Source organism: Streptomyces chryseus (assembly GCF_014650755.1).
GTDB lineage: Bacteria > Actinomycetota > Actinomycetes > Streptomycetales > Streptomycetaceae > Streptomyces > Streptomyces chryseus.
In genome coordinates, this window is sequence record NZ_BMVO01000003.1 from 274,580 (window position 1) to 288,251 (window position 13,672).

The 13,672-nt window shown below is 70.9% G+C and carries 25 protein-coding genes; 23 read left to right on the plus strand and 2 right to left on the minus strand.

Going from position 1 to position 13,672, the window contains the following annotated elements; all coding sequences use genetic code 11:
- Nucleotides 1–113: 113 nt before the first annotated feature.
- On the plus strand, nt 114–1,901 hold the full coding sequence (locus tag IE185_RS07925; protein ID WP_170198288.1) for a tyrosine-type recombinase/integrase: 1,788 nt from the start codon (nt 114–116) through the stop codon (nt 1,899–1,901).
- 59 nt (nt 1,902–1,960) lie between these two features.
- Here the strand turns inward: IE185_RS07925 and IE185_RS07930 are convergent, their stop codons facing one another.
- Entirely contained in the window at nt 1,961–2,533 is a 573-nt protein-coding gene (locus IE185_RS07930; protein WP_138895134.1) for a hypothetical protein, read from the minus strand.
- A 97-nt stretch (nt 2,534–2,630) separates the two neighbouring features.
- Nucleotides 2,631–3,068, minus strand: coding sequence for a helix-turn-helix domain-containing protein (locus IE185_RS07935; protein ID WP_229843388.1), 438 nt, complete (start codon nt 3,066–3,068; stop codon nt 2,631–2,633).
- A gap of 269 nt (nt 3,069–3,337) precedes the next feature.
- On the opposite strand from IE185_RS07935, the gene IE185_RS07940 reads away from it, so the two are divergent.
- From IE185_RS07940 to IE185_RS08045, 22 genes are all read left to right on the plus strand, one after another.
- Entirely contained in the window at nt 3,338–3,583 is a 246-nt protein-coding gene (locus tag IE185_RS07940) for a helix-turn-helix domain-containing protein (RefSeq protein WP_138895136.1), read from the plus strand.
- Complete coding sequence (locus IE185_RS07945; protein WP_138895137.1) at nt 3,580–3,924, plus strand: hypothetical protein; 345 nt, start codon at nt 3,580–3,582, stop codon at nt 3,922–3,924. Before IE185_RS07940 ends, IE185_RS07945 begins: the two co-directional genes overlap by 4 nt.
- Nucleotides 3,925–4,008: 84 nt before the next feature.
- Nucleotides 4,009–4,323: a hypothetical protein gene (locus IE185_RS07950; RefSeq protein WP_138895138.1), complete on the plus strand. Its 315-nt coding sequence runs from the start codon at nt 4,009–4,011 to the stop codon at nt 4,321–4,323.
- Nucleotides 4,320–4,520 carry a hypothetical protein gene (locus IE185_RS07955; RefSeq protein ID WP_138895139.1) on the plus strand — a complete coding sequence of 67 codons (201 nt, stop codon included), beginning with the start codon at nt 4,320–4,322 and terminating at the stop codon, nt 4,518–4,520. Before IE185_RS07950 ends, IE185_RS07955 begins: the two co-directional genes overlap by 4 nt.
- Nucleotides 4,520–5,320, plus strand: coding sequence for a hypothetical protein (locus tag IE185_RS07960; protein ID WP_138895140.1), 801 nt, complete (start codon nt 4,520–4,522; stop codon nt 5,318–5,320). The genes IE185_RS07955 and IE185_RS07960 overlap by 1 nt, the downstream gene beginning before the upstream one ends.
- Nucleotides 5,317–6,384 (plus strand): YqaJ viral recombinase family nuclease, encoded by a 1,068-nt coding sequence (locus IE185_RS07965; RefSeq protein ID WP_229843389.1) that lies wholly within the window; start codon nt 5,317–5,319, stop codon nt 6,382–6,384. The genes IE185_RS07960 and IE185_RS07965 overlap by 4 nt, the downstream gene beginning before the upstream one ends.
- 1 nt (nt 6,385) lies before the next feature.
- Entirely contained in the window at nt 6,386–7,366 is a 981-nt protein-coding gene (locus IE185_RS07970; RefSeq protein ID WP_138895141.1) for a recombinase RecT, read from the plus strand.
- 98 nt (nt 7,367–7,464) lie between these two features.
- Nucleotides 7,465–8,190 (plus strand): exonuclease domain-containing protein, encoded by a 726-nt coding sequence (locus IE185_RS07975; RefSeq protein ID WP_138895142.1) that lies wholly within the window; start codon nt 7,465–7,467, stop codon nt 8,188–8,190.
- Entirely contained in the window at nt 8,187–8,492 is a 306-nt protein-coding gene (locus tag IE185_RS07980) for a hypothetical protein (protein ID WP_138895143.1), read from the plus strand. Before IE185_RS07975 ends, IE185_RS07980 begins: the two co-directional genes overlap by 4 nt.
- Nucleotides 8,485–8,742, plus strand: coding sequence for a hypothetical protein (locus tag IE185_RS07985; protein ID WP_138895144.1), 258 nt, complete (start codon nt 8,485–8,487; stop codon nt 8,740–8,742). The genes IE185_RS07980 and IE185_RS07985 overlap by 8 nt, the downstream gene beginning before the upstream one ends.
- A 2-nt stretch (nt 8,743–8,744) precedes the next feature.
- Nucleotides 8,745–9,509, plus strand: a complete 765-nt coding sequence (locus IE185_RS07990; protein WP_138895145.1) for a hypothetical protein — start codon at nt 8,745–8,747, stop codon at nt 9,507–9,509.
- On the plus strand, nt 9,509–10,078 hold the full coding sequence (locus IE185_RS07995; protein ID WP_138895146.1) for a RusA family crossover junction endodeoxyribonuclease: 570 nt from the start codon (nt 9,509–9,511) through the stop codon (nt 10,076–10,078). The genes IE185_RS07990 and IE185_RS07995 overlap by 1 nt, the downstream gene beginning before the upstream one ends.
- Complete coding sequence (locus tag IE185_RS08000) at nt 10,075–10,761, plus strand: hypothetical protein (protein ID WP_138895147.1); 687 nt, start codon at nt 10,075–10,077, stop codon at nt 10,759–10,761. The genes IE185_RS07995 and IE185_RS08000 overlap by 4 nt, the downstream gene beginning before the upstream one ends.
- Nucleotides 10,748–11,068 (plus strand): hypothetical protein, encoded by a 321-nt coding sequence (locus IE185_RS08005; protein WP_138895148.1) that lies wholly within the window; start codon nt 10,748–10,750, stop codon nt 11,066–11,068. The genes IE185_RS08000 and IE185_RS08005 overlap by 14 nt, the downstream gene beginning before the upstream one ends.
- Entirely contained in the window at nt 11,068–11,436 is a 369-nt protein-coding gene (locus tag IE185_RS08010) for a WhiB family transcriptional regulator (RefSeq protein ID WP_138895149.1), read from the plus strand. Before IE185_RS08005 ends, IE185_RS08010 begins: the two co-directional genes overlap by 1 nt.
- Entirely contained in the window at nt 11,405–11,635 is a 231-nt protein-coding gene (locus tag IE185_RS08015) for a hypothetical protein (RefSeq protein WP_138895150.1), read from the plus strand. The genes IE185_RS08010 and IE185_RS08015 overlap by 32 nt, the downstream gene beginning before the upstream one ends.
- Nucleotides 11,636–11,664: 29 nt before the next feature.
- Complete coding sequence (locus IE185_RS08020) at nt 11,665–11,982, plus strand: Acb2/Tad1 domain-containing protein (protein ID WP_138895151.1); 318 nt, start codon at nt 11,665–11,667, stop codon at nt 11,980–11,982.
- Nucleotides 11,982–12,161 carry a hypothetical protein gene (locus IE185_RS08025; RefSeq protein ID WP_138895152.1) on the plus strand — a complete coding sequence of 60 codons (180 nt, stop codon included), beginning with the start codon at nt 11,982–11,984 and terminating at the stop codon, nt 12,159–12,161. Before IE185_RS08020 ends, IE185_RS08025 begins: the two co-directional genes overlap by 1 nt.
- On the plus strand, nt 12,158–12,589 hold the full coding sequence (locus IE185_RS08030; protein WP_138895153.1) for a hypothetical protein: 432 nt from the start codon (nt 12,158–12,160) through the stop codon (nt 12,587–12,589). Before IE185_RS08025 ends, IE185_RS08030 begins: the two co-directional genes overlap by 4 nt.
- Before the next feature lie 2 nt (nt 12,590–12,591).
- Nucleotides 12,592–12,804 carry a helix-turn-helix domain-containing protein gene (locus tag IE185_RS08035; protein ID WP_138895154.1) on the plus strand — a complete coding sequence of 71 codons (213 nt, stop codon included), beginning with the start codon at nt 12,592–12,594 and terminating at the stop codon, nt 12,802–12,804.
- A gap of 111 nt (nt 12,805–12,915) precedes the next feature.
- Nucleotides 12,916–13,389: a hypothetical protein gene (locus tag IE185_RS08040; protein ID WP_138895155.1), complete on the plus strand. Its 474-nt coding sequence runs from the start codon at nt 12,916–12,918 to the stop codon at nt 13,387–13,389.
- A 53-nt stretch (nt 13,390–13,442) separates the two neighbouring features.
- Nucleotides 13,443–13,610 carry a hypothetical protein gene (locus IE185_RS08045; RefSeq protein WP_170198289.1) on the plus strand — a complete coding sequence of 56 codons (168 nt, stop codon included), beginning with the start codon at nt 13,443–13,445 and terminating at the stop codon, nt 13,608–13,610.
- Nucleotides 13,611–13,672: the final 62 nt, after the last annotated feature.

The following is a 13,672-nucleotide window of genomic DNA, read 5'->3' on the forward strand; positions in this document are numbered from 1 at the left end:
GCTCCGGCCGTCTTTCTTTATCTATGCGCTGACCTGCTGAGATGGTGGGATGTTGGCCGGTTCCTGTGCACCCTTGGGAACACGCTGGGAACACCGGAGTACTCTCACCCGCTATGGCGAGCGTTGTTCCACGCAAGAATGCGGCCGGCGAGGTCACCAGCTACCAGGTGAAGTGGCGTGATGGTGGGTCGAGGACCGGCGATTGGCAGAACGAGCGGTTCGAGGACGAGGACTCAGCGAAGGTCTTCAAGGACTCCGTTGACGAGCACGGTCAGAACTGGCCCCCTGGCTGGGTCAAGGGCAAGGGGTACATCGACCCGGAGTCCGACGACGAACTGCGATACCGGTTCGACCAGTTCGCCCGTGCCTCCATCGACAACCGCACGGCGGGCGACTACTACAAGCGGCAGCGCATCAGGAACCTGGAGATGTATATCTTCCCCACGTTCCAGAACTGCGACATCCGGAGCGCCGAGCACTTCAGTAAGGCGACGATCGGCGCCTGGATCAACAAGATGCGGGCCACGAAGGTTCGACGTGGGGGCGGCAAGCCGAAGGACATGTCATCAGGAACGCTGCGGGGACTTCACGGCCTGCTCTCGTCGGTCCTGAAAGAAGCCATGGTCGCCGAGCCGCCGCTGCGGGACCGCAACCCGTGTGACTTGACCCGGCTGCCGAAGGACGACGAGCACGGCGTCGAGGACGACTCCGGCGACGAGATGGAGTTCATGACTCCTACGGAGGTCGCCGGCCTGGTCAGCTGCTTCCCGCGCGCCTCGGACCGGATGCTCGTACGGACTGCCTACGGAACCGGGCTCCGCTGGGGCGAGCTCACGGCCCTGGCCACCAAGCACGTGCGCAACACCGGTCCGGACAGCTACGAGGTGCGTGTCACCCGGGCCTGGAAGCGGCAGACGCCATCCGTCTTCTACCTGGGCGCGCCCAAGTCCCCGGCCAGCCGGCGGACGGTTGAGATCACGGCCGGGCTGTGGCGGGAGCTCCAGGACTACGGCCTCGCCGATCAGGGCATGGACGAGCTCGTGTTCCGTGGCCAGGACGGTGAGCGCATCAAGTACGGGACGTTCTGGGAGCGTTGGAACCGGGCGGTGAAGAAGGCCAAGAAGGAGGGCTTGCTGCCTCACTGGAAGTTCCCCACCTTCCACGATCTTCGGCACTCGCACGTCGCTGCGCTGCTGTCGGACGGGCACAGCTTGACCTACGTGCAGCGGCGCCTGGGGCACGAGTCGATCCAGACGACCAGCGACCGGTACGGGCACCTCCTCGAGTCGGCGCACAAGGCCGCGCTCGTGACGCTCGACCGTGTCCTGGATGTCCGGCTGGAGAGCGATCCCGCTGTGAAGGCCGTGGCCGAGTTGGTGAGGTTGCCGCAGCAGAAGCAGGGCGAGCAGGTGCACGCCGTCCATGTGGGGACTCACGTCCTCGGGTTCTGGGATGCGGACGACGCGGCGGCCGTGGCTGAGCAGTGGGAGCTGGACCGGGGCGAGACCGCACTGGTTGAGGCGGTCTCGGCGGCCTGGTGGCAGCGGGCGGTCGCCGGCGGCCGGGACACCGTGCGCAGCCACGTTCCGGCCCGGGTACAGGCGTGGAGCGTCGGGCCGGCCTGCTACGAGCCGGACGGCACGGAGCGCGTGGCCAGTCCCGAAACACACGAGCCGCGGCGGGGGTGGGTGTGGGAGTGGGAGGACGCCTACACCACCGAGGCGGCCGTCCGGCACACCGAGCACCGCCCTCAAGGCCACACCGAGGCTTCCGCGTGGGGGCTTCAGCGGGACGCAGTCCTGGCCGCGTACGCGGCAGCCCGCACGGAGGCGCTGCGGGTGTGCGCGCTCAATCCCTGGACGCGAACGGCGACGGAGGACGGACAGGAGTCAGTGGCCTGACGATTCGCAGATATGCAGAAGGGCCCCAGCGGGGCCCTTCTGCATATGGGGCGAGGGAGCTATCCGGCGTCGCCAACACCTTCGGTCGCGCCGGTGTGCTCGTCGTGCGGCTGCGGGATGGCGGTGAGGGAGGTTCGAAGGCGCGCCGGCCCGTGGGGCGTGGGGGACCCCGCGGAGCCGGAGGTTGAGGAACTCGCTGGGCGGCTGGCACCTCGGGTGAAGGCGGAGGCACGCTCTCGCAGGACCTCCACGATCAGTGCGTTGTGTTCGGCCGCGAGCAGGTCGAACTCCGTCTGGAGCACGGCGCGGAGGTGCCGCTCCGTCTGCTGTCCGGCCAGTGCCTCGTCAAGTCGCTGGGCCAAGCTGACGAGTTGGGTGTTGTGGGCGTCGGAGAGTTGATTCAGCCGCTCCTCGCGGGCCTGGATTTCCAGCAGTCGACGGCCGTGGTCTTCGTCGAGCTGGCGGCGCAGCTCCGCCATGTCGTTGAGCTGTCCCTGGGTACGTGCCTCGTGGGCGTTGATCCACTTCTTGGCGAACGCCAGGGCGATCACCGTCACGGCCATCATCGGGAGCAGTCTGGCGGCAGCAAACAGAAGGATGCTGCCGATGTCACCGGGTTCGTACTCGTCCATCGCCGCGATAGTGAGGGTGATACCAGCGCCGAGCCCACACATTGTGGCGATGGTGTTTCTACCCGGCATACAACGTCCCCCTTGCCTCGTGCCTGGCTTACGGGCCCCCTGTAGACGCCGTTCCCGGCTGATCTGCCTCGTGCTGGAGCCGAATCGCCTCGTTGATGTTGCTCAGGAGCATGCCGCGAATGATGGGGTTCTTGATGCCCCATGCATCGGCTGCTGCTTCTGGGGTGAGTGGGTGTGTTTGTGAGGTAGCTGAGCGTACATCTGTGCCAGCGCTTTTGCGCCTGTCTTCTTCGGTGAGGATTTCGCCTTCAACCATGAGGTCGAGGACGTCGACGTCGAGGGCGCGGGCCAGGCCAGCGAAGTTGCTGGGGTTGGGGAGCGTCTGGCCGTCGAGCATGCGGCCAACGCTGCTCTTGTGCATGCCGCTGAGCCTGGCCAGTTCTAGCCGTCCGCCGGCGCCGGGGGTGAGGTCGTAGCCCGCGCGCGTCGCGAGGGCGTGAATGAGGGCACCGAAGCGCTGGGCCACGGTCCCCTCCTTGGGGGGTTCCATACTCCGCATGGGCGGAGGGTAGCGCCCATGCGTGCAACTGGCGAGCGCTTGCATGCGTGCAATCGACCAGGTGAGAGGCCCCTTTCGTCTTACCGCAGATGAGATGCCCATCGCTCCTGGTTCAAGGTCAGAAAATTCACCTTCGGATTTCACACGCCGCCGGTTGCACGCGTGCAAGCAACTGATCTAGGGTTGCACGCAAGCAACCGCGTTGCAGTGATGCAACTCATGCGAAGGGAGGGACTGTGTCCATTCGCCTCCGTAGCGACGTTCTCAACGCCAAGGCCGAGGAGGCCGGCGATCACACGAGTCTCGCGATCGCCACCCGCGCCGGGGTGCGGAACTCGACCATCACGCGTCTCCTCGCCGGCGAGACGACGCCGAGCATCGCGACGCTCGTCAGGCTGAGGGACGCGTACGGGCTCGACACTCTGGACGAACTCCTGGCGCTCACGAGCGAGGTGCCCGAGGTCGAGCAGGTGCCGGCATGAGCCGGGCACTCCAGGTCCGAGCAGCGGCCGTGTCGGCCCGGCGCGAGTACTGCCGGTGCACCACCGTCCGGAACTACAGGTACCCCGAGGCCGCCGACAAGCTCGGCTGCAAGGAGGGGTGGCTGCGTGACCACATCAGCAGCCTGCCGCACCAGCGAATTGGCGAGGCAGCCGTCTTCTGCGAGTGCGAACTCGCCATCATCCAGGCCCTTTGCAGCGTCATGCCGACCACGGTCGAGCTGGCGCTGACCCAGGCCGAGGCCGCGCCCACCAGCGCGGAGAACCCCGCCGCCAACCTGCGCACCATCCGCCCTGCCCAGGGGCGCAAGCGCGGCGCCTGACGGCGAACGGGGCCGCCCGGACCATGCCGGGTCCTGACGACCCCGCCCACCCAGTCACCTCAACCACCAGTGAATCGAGGGACCGTGACCGCACACTCTAACTCCCAGGCTCAGGCCGCTACGGCGCTGAGCCAGCTCCTCGCGGAGCACCCGGACGTCACCGGGCTCACGTGGTCGATCGACCCCCTGGGCACCCTGCGGGGAGAGCGCCACGCCGAATCCGGCGACGGCCAGATCGTGGACGAGGTCGCCGAGATCATCGGCGGCACTGCCGCACACGTCTGCTTCACCCGTGACGGCGACCGTCAGGGACTGGCGCAGCTCACCACCGTTTGGCGTGACGTTCCCGTGCACGTTTGGGCGAGCTACCCCGAGGCCCCACTCGGCGGTGCCCGGTGAGCACCTTCCTCCTCGCCGCCATGGCCGCGACGTTCATCGCCCTGGTGGCCTCGGTCGTCGCACACCGCCGTGCCACCGACGTCACCGCCGACGAGCACAGCACGAGCTGCCGCCACTGCGCGGCCCTGCGCCACCCCTCCCAGCTCGCTACCCGCGCAGCGCTCTCCACGATCCCCGGGCAGAAGGGAGGCGAGTGATGGCGATGCGCTCCCCCTACCGAGCCGCGACCGACCACCATGCAGCCGCCGAGACCGCCCGCGCCCAGCGCGGTACCTGGGTCCTCGCCGGAATCTTCTCCAGCACCATGAGCGCCAAGACCGCAGCGCGCCTCATCCGCACCGGCTCCGAGAAGTACGTCGGCTACCAGCCTGCGGGGGCGTTCGAGGCCTACGCCACCCCCACCGGCGACGAGGTAACCGTCTGGGTGCGGTACGTCGCCGGTGAGGAGCCGGTCTCGCCGCTCCCGGACCGCATGACCGTCCGGATCCGCCACGACGGCGACGGCCCCGGCTACAGCGGGGTCGGCATCGTGACCGTGACGATCTCCACCCGGTGCCCCGCTTGTGGTGGTCCCCGCGGCTGGGAGACCGTCCGCCCTCACCACTTCCACCACGACGGCGACCAGTACACCGTCGACCGCTGGACGAACCCCTGCGGCCACACAGACATGTACGTCGCCGTACTGAGGGAGTCCCGCGACCGACAGCTCCCGCCGCCTGCCCCCGCGCCGCCGGAGCAGGCGGCACCGCCGGCCGAGGACGGCCCTGTCGCCCTGATCCTCACAGCCGCCGCAAGCCGCCGGGGGATGCACGCCAAGCAGGCCGCCTTGCTCCTGGAGGAGCACGGCCACAGCGACGCCGCCGCGCTCATTCGCGCCGAGCTCAAGGAACGCCGGGGCCACATGTCCGCCAAGGGCGCCGCGAGTTTCCTCCGTGACCTGGCCAAGCCCGATCCCGACTCCGCCCCGACCTCCACGACCACGAGGAACGTCCCGTGACCATCACCACCACCGAGCGGTCCGGGGCTTCGGCCCCGGCCGCCGGTCGGCCCGATGCGCCGACCGCTCGCCTGCTGCTCCCCGCCACCGCCTCCGCCGACGAGTGGCACGCGGTGCGCCGGTCCGGGATCGGCGGCTCGGACGTCGCCGCGATCCTCGGCCTGGACAAGTACAGGGGACCGCGCCACGTCTTCGAGGCCAAGCATGGCCGGGACACCGAGTCCGACAACGAGGCGATGGAGTTCGGCCGGGAGCTGGAGGACGTCATCGCCCGCTCCTTCTCCCGCCGCGCGAACGTCCCGATCATCACCCCGCCCGGCACCCTCGTCCACAACGAGCAGCCGTGGATGCTCGCCAACGTCGACCGCTACGCCCTGGACCCGGAGTCCGGCGCCGTGGTGGCCCCGGTCGAGTGCAAGAACCGCAGTGAGTACCAGGCCGACGACTGGGAAGAGGGCATCCCCGACTCCCCGGCGATCCAGGCCCATTGGTACATGGCCGTGGGCGGCTGGGACTACGCATGGGTCGCGGCCCTCATCGGCGGTAACCGGCTGCGCTACCACCGGCTGGAGCGCGACGAAGAGCTGATCGGCTACCTCGTCCAGCACTGCGGCGACTGGTACCAGAAGCACGTGGTCGAGGGGTTCCCGCCGCCGGCCGATGGCCTGGAGGCCACGAAGGAGCTGCTGGGCCGCCTGTGGGTCGCCAAGCCCGAGGACATCGTGGACGTCGACCGCGACCGCGCCCGTGAGCTGCGCGCCCAGCGGGCCTACCTCCGGAAGCAGATCAAGTCCCTGGAGACCGATCTGACCACGGTCGAGAACGAGATGCGGCTGGTCAACGAGGCCGCCGAGGTCGCGAAGTGCGGCAACGACGTGGCCTGGACGTGGAAGCAGAACGGCAACTTCGCCGCAAAGCGGTTCCGCGAGGCGCACCCGGAGCTGGCCGCCGAGCTGACCCGCGTGGTCGAGGAACTGGACGTCGACCGGCTGAAGGCCGAACACCCCTACCTCTACACCGAGTTCCGCGCGCGCGTGCTGCGCGTGCCTGCGAAGGAGCTGTGACATGGCGACCAGCCTCAAGGACCGAGTGAAGGCCGCCACCGCGCGCGGCACCGGGCCGGTCGGCCCGGCCCTGGACGACGGGCACGAGCGGACGGCGGACGGCGAGGGCGAGCAGGGCGCCGGCCACCCGGACGGCGCCGAGGGCGTCATGGAGTGGCTGCGCCGGTACGAGGAGCACTTCAACGAGGCCCTGCCCGCACACCTGGAGGCCGGGCCGTTCTTCGCCGCCGTGCGCGCCGTCCTGCCCTCGCTCAGCCGGTGCACCCCGGCGTCCAAGCTCCAGGCCCTGCTGACCTGTGCGCGGTTCGGCTTGATCCCGGACGGTCAGCAGGCCGTCATCACCGCGTCCGGGAACCTGGCCACGTTCATCCCGACCTACCGGGGTTACGTCGAGCTGATGTACCGGTCCGGCCGGGTGGAGTCGGTCCACGTGCTGATGATCCACGCGAACGAGGAGTGGAGCTACGAGCCCACCGCCCCGTACCCGCTGGACTTCACGCACAAGCCGCGGCCGGACCTGTCCAAGGCCGAGCGCGGGGAGCCGATCCTGGCCTACGCGTTCTGCCGGATGAAGGGTGGCGGCCGGTCCCAGGTGGTCCTGCTCAACCGCGAGGACGCCGAGACGATCCGCGACGAGTACAGCGAGGCGTACCGGCGCGCGGAGGAGTCCGGAGCGCGTGACTCCTTCTGGCACCTCCGCTTCGACGACATGTGGTTGAAGTCGGCGATCCGGCGCCTGGAGAAGGTCGTGCCCACCTCGGCGGAGCTGCGCGCGCTCGGTGCCGTCGAGGACGCCGGCGACGCCGGACAGCTTCAGATCCTCCACGCCCCGGACACCGAGACGGCCGCGCTGGTCGCCGAGGCCGAGCGGGCGCACCGCGCCGCCGAGGCGCCCCAGTTGGTCGCCGTCCGGCCGCTGCCGGTCAAGGGCAAGGGCCGGGGCCGGTCCAAGCCCAAGAAGAACCGGGGCGGTCGCCGGTGATACCGGCCCCTCGCCCCTTCCCCGTGGGGACTCGTCACGGCCGCCCGGCCGTGGCGGGCCCCCCGGGGGTCCGGTCTCTGCACGTCGGAAGGAACGGCATGAGCTGGCATCGGAAGCCCTTTTGCGGCTTCGACCTTGAGACTTCCGGGACCGACCCGGAGCACGACCGCATCGTCACCGCCTCGGTCGTCCACTACGGCGGCGGGCAGCCCACCACCGGCCGGTCGTGGCTGGCTGACCCGGGCGTCGACATCCCCGCCGGGGCGACCGCCGTGCACGGCATCACGACGGAGTACGCCCGCTCTGCGGGTTGCCCGGCCCCGGACGTGATCGCGGAGATCACCGACGCGCTGGCCGAGGCCGCGGACCTCAGCGTGCCCATCGTCGCCATGAACGCGCAGTTCGACCTGACCATGCTGGACCGGGAGGCACGGCGCCACGGCGTGCGTCCGCTGTTCGAGCGCGCCGCCCCGCGCGTGCTGGACCCGCGCGTCCTGGACAAGAAGGTGGACCGGTTCCGCAAGGGCGGCCGGACCTTGACCGACCTGTGCCGGCACTACGTGGTCCAGCTCGACAACGCGCACACGGCCCAGGCCGACGCGGTCGCGGCGTGCGCGGTGACGTGGAAGCTCGCCAACCGGCACCGGTGGCTCACGCGCGTGGACCTGGGCGACCTCCACGAGCAGCAAGTCCACTGGGCGCGCGAGCAGGCCGAAGGGCTGCGTGAGTACTTCGCCAGAACGGACGGCAAGGAGCACCTTGCCGTGAGCGTCCGGCTGGACTGGCCACTGATCCCGGCCACGCTGCTGGAGGTGCGGTCATGAGCCGTATGTCCCGCCGCGCCGCGCGGCAGGTGGCCGCCGCTGAGGCCGTCGCCCAGGTGTGCCAGGCCGAGAACGAGCGGCTCCGCGCCGAGAAGACCGCATTGAGCCGTGAGGCCGAGGCACTGCGCGTCCAGCTCCGCGAGACCTCCCGCCTGCTGTACCTCTCCGAGGGCGCCCGGCTCAGCCTGGACCGGCAGATCCGCGCTGAGCACCGCTCGCTGGACTACCTGTGCCGCGAGGCCGTCGACCGTGCCGGGACGCTCGCCCCGGTGCCGGCGAAAGGCGGCGCGTCCGGTGAGTGACCCCTACCTGATCGGCGTGAGCGTGACGGCGTGCAGTGCCGGGCTGGTGACGGCCGCGGCGTACATCGTCGCCCCGCTCGTCCAGAGCTGGCGCCGCGCCCGCCGCTGCGCCCTGGCTCTCCCCGCCAACGCCGAGTCCTGCGAGTTCCTCCACTGCCCCAACGAGCGCCGCACCCGGCCCCACGCCGTCCACGCTGACGGCTCGCGGAGCTGCTGGCACTGCGGGCACAACTCCCCTGGAGACCAGTGACGATGACAACCGAGACGTTCGGGCCGGAGTACGTCCGCCCGGCCGAGAAGGACTGTCCCAACTGCAACTGCTGCACAGCCCGCCTGTGCGAGAAGGGCGCGACGTCCATCCTGGAGTGCTTCGGCCACACCGCCACCGAGGACACCCGGGAGATTGTCGCCGGCTGCCCGTGCTCGTCGGAGGAGACGAGCGGCACGGCCGCGTGGCGGGCCGGCAAGATGCGCGCGACGATGCGGGCCGAACTCAACCCGCTACCGGTCGACGTGGAGGCGGCGCTGCGCTCCGTCGCGGCCGGCGAGTCGGTCGCCGAGCACGTCGACCAGATGACCCCGCTGGGGCTGTTCCGCTACGTCGCGTTCGTCGACTCCCGCCCAATCATCACCGAGCTCGGGGCCACGTACCTGGCGGCCCGGCGCGAGCCGAGGTTCACCACCCCTGTTCAGGTGGAGATGGTCGACGTGACCACGCGCACGGCGCGGGTGATCGTCGTCGGGTGGAGCCTGACGGAGCCGGCGACCATGCTCCTGGACCAACTCATCAGTGCCACCGGCCTGAAGGCCGAGGAGCTGCCGGGGAAGTTCCTGGAGGCCACGGCCAACTGCTACACCGAGCACGCCGACGACCTGGTGCTGACGAACATCAGCCTCGCGCCGCCGCTGCCGTCGTCCTGGACGGCCGGGGACATCCCCCTGGTCCAGGACGAGACGGCCGACGCCGACCAGCCGGAGGGGCGCGTGGACGTCGCCCCGTCGGGCGGTGAGGCCTGATGGAGACGGTTCCCCTCTTCGAGGTCGCCGCGCCGGTCCCGGCCCCCGTGGTCGAGGACGAGGCGCCCCAGTGGCCGGCGCCCGCGCTGATGGTCGTCGTGCGCGGCCTGCCTGGTCCCCAGGGCAGTAAGCGCCACGTGGGCAACGGCGTCATGATCGAGTCCTCCGCGAAGGTCAAGCCGTGGCGCGCGGACGTGGTGTCGGCAGCGGTCGAGGCCAGGGAGAAGATCGAAGGCTTCGCGAAGTTGTCCGGGCCTCTGCGCGTGGACTTGGTGTTCTCCTTCGACCGGCCGAAGGGGCACATGGGTTCCGGCCGGAACGCCACCGTCGTGCGCCCCTCGGCGCCGCTGCGCCCTCATGTAAAGCCTGACTTGAGCAAGTTGGTGCGGTCCACGGAGGACGCGCTGACGACGGCCGGTGTGTACCAGGACGATGCGCTGATCGTGGAGTACGGGCAGCTCGGGAAGTGGTACACCACCGACCACGGCCTGGTGGACGGCGTCCTCGACGGCCCCGGCTGCACCATCCGCCTCTGGCGCATCGAGCGGCCGAAGGTGGTGGACGAGTGATCACCAGGGAGGAGATCGCCGCCGCGCTGGACGGTACCGACCGGTCCAACCTCGACGTTGCGCGCACCCTCGGCGTCGGCCCGGCGCGCGTGCGCCGGGTCCGGGCCGCGGCCGGACTGCCGCCGTACCAACGCGGTCGCCGCCGCTCGTGCGCCACCTGGGAGGAGGCGTTCGCGGCCCGCACGGTGGCCGTCGAAGGCGGCCACCTCCAGTGGACCGGCCCCCTGTCCGAGCACGGCACGCCGCTGCTGCGCCTCGGACTGGAGGCAGAGACCGCGTACCGGTACGCCTTCCGCATCCACCACGGCCGGGAAGCCGAGGGCAAGACCAACCCCACCTGCGGCTACCCCCGGTGCGTGGCCGGTGGCCACCTTGAGGACCGCGTCATCCGCGAGGAGCGGCGCGCCGAGGAGGAGCGGCGCCGGCCGAAGGGCCGGGGACTGCTGGACCCGCCCGCAGGGGCGACCTGGCACCGGGACGTGGACCTCATCGCCGTGGAGCGGGTCATGCGCGGGGCGCAGCCGCTGCCGGTGCTCAACGAGGCCGAGCAGCGGTACGCCGTGGTGGTCATGACCCGGGATGCCGACCTGGGGGCGGAGGAGATCGGGGAGCGGCTCGGAATCGCGGCGCGCACGGTCGTCCGGTGGCGCGATGAGGCGGGGCTGAGTGATGGACGCCCTTGACCCCCTGGCGGTCCTGGACGTGGTCATCACGGTCGTGTCCACGACGCCCGTGTGGGGTCCGGTCCTGGCCGTCCTGGTCGCGGTCGCCGTGTGGTGGCGGCTGCGGCCGACCGGCCGTCACCGGGGCGGCCGGCCCTCCCTGCGGACAACGGTCCGGACAAGCGTCCGTGAGGTTGTCCGTCACCTCGCGGACACCGGTCCGGAACCGGCCGGCGCCGACCCGCTGACGTACGCGGACACGGGTCCGGACGTGTCCTTCGAGAGCTGTCCGGCGGTGTCCGGACACGACGAGGAGGGAGAGCGCTGATGCCTCGTCCGACCCACTACGGACCGCACCGGTTCCCGGACACCATCGCGCGGCCGGCGCACTGGGACCGCCGGGCCGCCTGCCGCAACGAGGACCCCCGGATCTTCTTCCCGGAGGGCACCGAGGCCGACGTCATCGCGACGACGGCTCTGGCCAAGGAGATCTGCCATCGGTGCCCGGTCTCCGGGAACTGCCAGATCGACGCCCTGGAGCGGCGGGAGCCGTTCGGGGTGTGGGGCGGGCTGGACGAGCACGAGCGGCGGGACATCCTGCACCGCGCCGCCGAGCAGGCCGCCCTGCGCTTCAAGGAGGAGGCCGCGGCTAAGGAGGCGGCCGATGCCTCGGCGCCGGCCACGGCAGCGGCCTGATCTACCGCCGACCGGGCTCCTGGACTGGACCGACTCCCGGCACTGGGACCGGACGGCGCGCCCGTGCCGGTACTGCGACCAGCCGACCAACCTCCGGGACTCCAACCGCAAGCCCGCGCACAAGACGTGCGCGGAGGCCGCGCTGCACCAGCAGAACCAGGACATGGCCGCGGCCTACGAGAACGAACGACTCACCTGACCAGCACCACCCTGAGAACGGAGCCCTTCGTGGCGATCAACGAGAACGAGATCCGCACCCGCTTCGCTGCACCGGCGACCGACGAGGCCCGTACTGCCATAAAGACCCGACTGGCAGCGGCGGCCCAGGAGTTCGCCCTCCTCGTCCACGAGCTGGTGCCCGGCTCCCGGGAGGAGTCCGAAGCGATCTCGTCCGTAGAGCTCGCGCTGTGGTGGGCCCAGGCCGGTGTGGACCGCCGCTACGTGCCCCGGCGCGCGGTCCGGCCGCTCACGCCCGCCGACGCGGAGGCCGCCTGCCTGGCTGCCATGGCCGAGGCAGACATCGCGTCCGCACCCGGGTGGGTGTGATGGCGCTCGTGCTGACCGGGCTCGGCCCCGGCGACCTCGCGGAGGCCGTGGAGTGCCTGGTCCAGTGCGCCGAGACGGCCACGGACGCGGAGCTCTCCGCGTACCGGCGGCACCTGGCCGACCTCCTCGGGGACGCCCTGGACTCTCTGCCCCGTCCGGCCGTGGAGGTGGAAGCGTGATCGGCCCGGCCGCGCTCGTGCCCCTGGTGGGCGACCTCCTGGACCACCTCGTCGCCGGCGACCTGGACCAGGCCGCGGCCGTCCTGGACCACGTGGTCGAGGACGGGGACGACGCCGACGCGTACGGCCTGTGCATCGCGGCGGCGAACGCCACCCGGGTCGCGCTGCAGGGCGACCCTCCGGGCCGCGCGCCGCTGGCCCGGCTGCTTGGGCCGTCCTCGCCGCCGGCCGACCCTCACCGGCTGTTCGCGGCCCGATTCCTGGCCGCGTACGGCCGGGGCGACCGGGAGATGACCGTGGCCCTGTTCCGCGCCGCCGCCGAGGCCGGCGACCCCCGCGTGCTCACGGAGTCCGTGTGCGCCCTGCTCGCCCGCGTGTCCGGCCTGCTGCGGGCCGGCTCCACCACCCCTTGCCACGAGAGGACTTGACGATGTCCAGCACCACCGCCCGCCTGTCCACCAGCTACCGGCCCCGGCTCCGGGGCGAGGACCGCGCCCAGGTCGCGCAGGATCTCGCCGAGGGGTACGAGGCCGGCGCCTCGATCCGGGCCGTGGCCGACGCGGCGGACCTGTCCTACGGCACTGCGCGGACGCTGCTGCTGGAGGCACAGGTCAAGCTGCGCGGTCGCGGCGGCGCCCGCTGACCGGTGTCCGGACACCCCTCCTGCTGGTGTCCGGACACCCCTTCCCCTCTCTCGGCCCCGGGCGCGGTCGTGCGCCCCGGGGTGTCCTCGTCCCACACCCGGAGTGTCCTCATGTCCCAACCCCACCAGCCGGACGCCGTGCGGTACTTCCACGGCGGTGTGCCCGGTCTCAATCCCGGCGACTTCCTGGCCCCGCATAAGCCCAACGTGGTCGACGGCTGCCCGATCTGCGCCGCGAAGGCCGCCGGCGAACAGCCGATCGTGCCCGGCCTGGGCAACGTCGACCCGCTGACCGAGCGGCCGGACCGTCTCTACATCACCACGGACCGGGAGTACGCGCGGTTCTACGCCTCGAAGTGGTGGCTCGGGGACCTGTACGTGGTCGAGCCGACGGGAGAGGTCGAGGAGTCCACGGAAGACTTCTTCCCCACCTGGTGCGCGGAGGGCGCGGTCGTCGTCTCCGTGGTGTCCCGGGCGGTGCGCCTGACCGACAGGCAGCGCCGGACGCTCAACCGCCGGTGGGGTGCCCTGGAGGATGCCGCGCGGCGTGAGCGGCTGCGGATCGTGCCCGGCGGCCGACGGTGACGGGAACGTTGCCGCCGCTCGGCAGGTGCCAGCACTGCGGGCAGCGGCGGGCGTTGAGCACCCACCGGTCCGTACGGGACGGGCTGCCGCGGCTGTTGTGCACCTCCTGCTACTCGGATGCCTGCCTCGCGGAGGAGGCCGGCCACTGCGTGGACTTCCGGCAGGCGTTCGAGCACGCGACGGACGACGAGCTGACGGGGTGGCTGGGCAGCGCCCTGTAACCCATCTCAGTGTTGCAACTTGACGGTGCAATGCAAGGATGCAACATTAGGCATCGAATTCG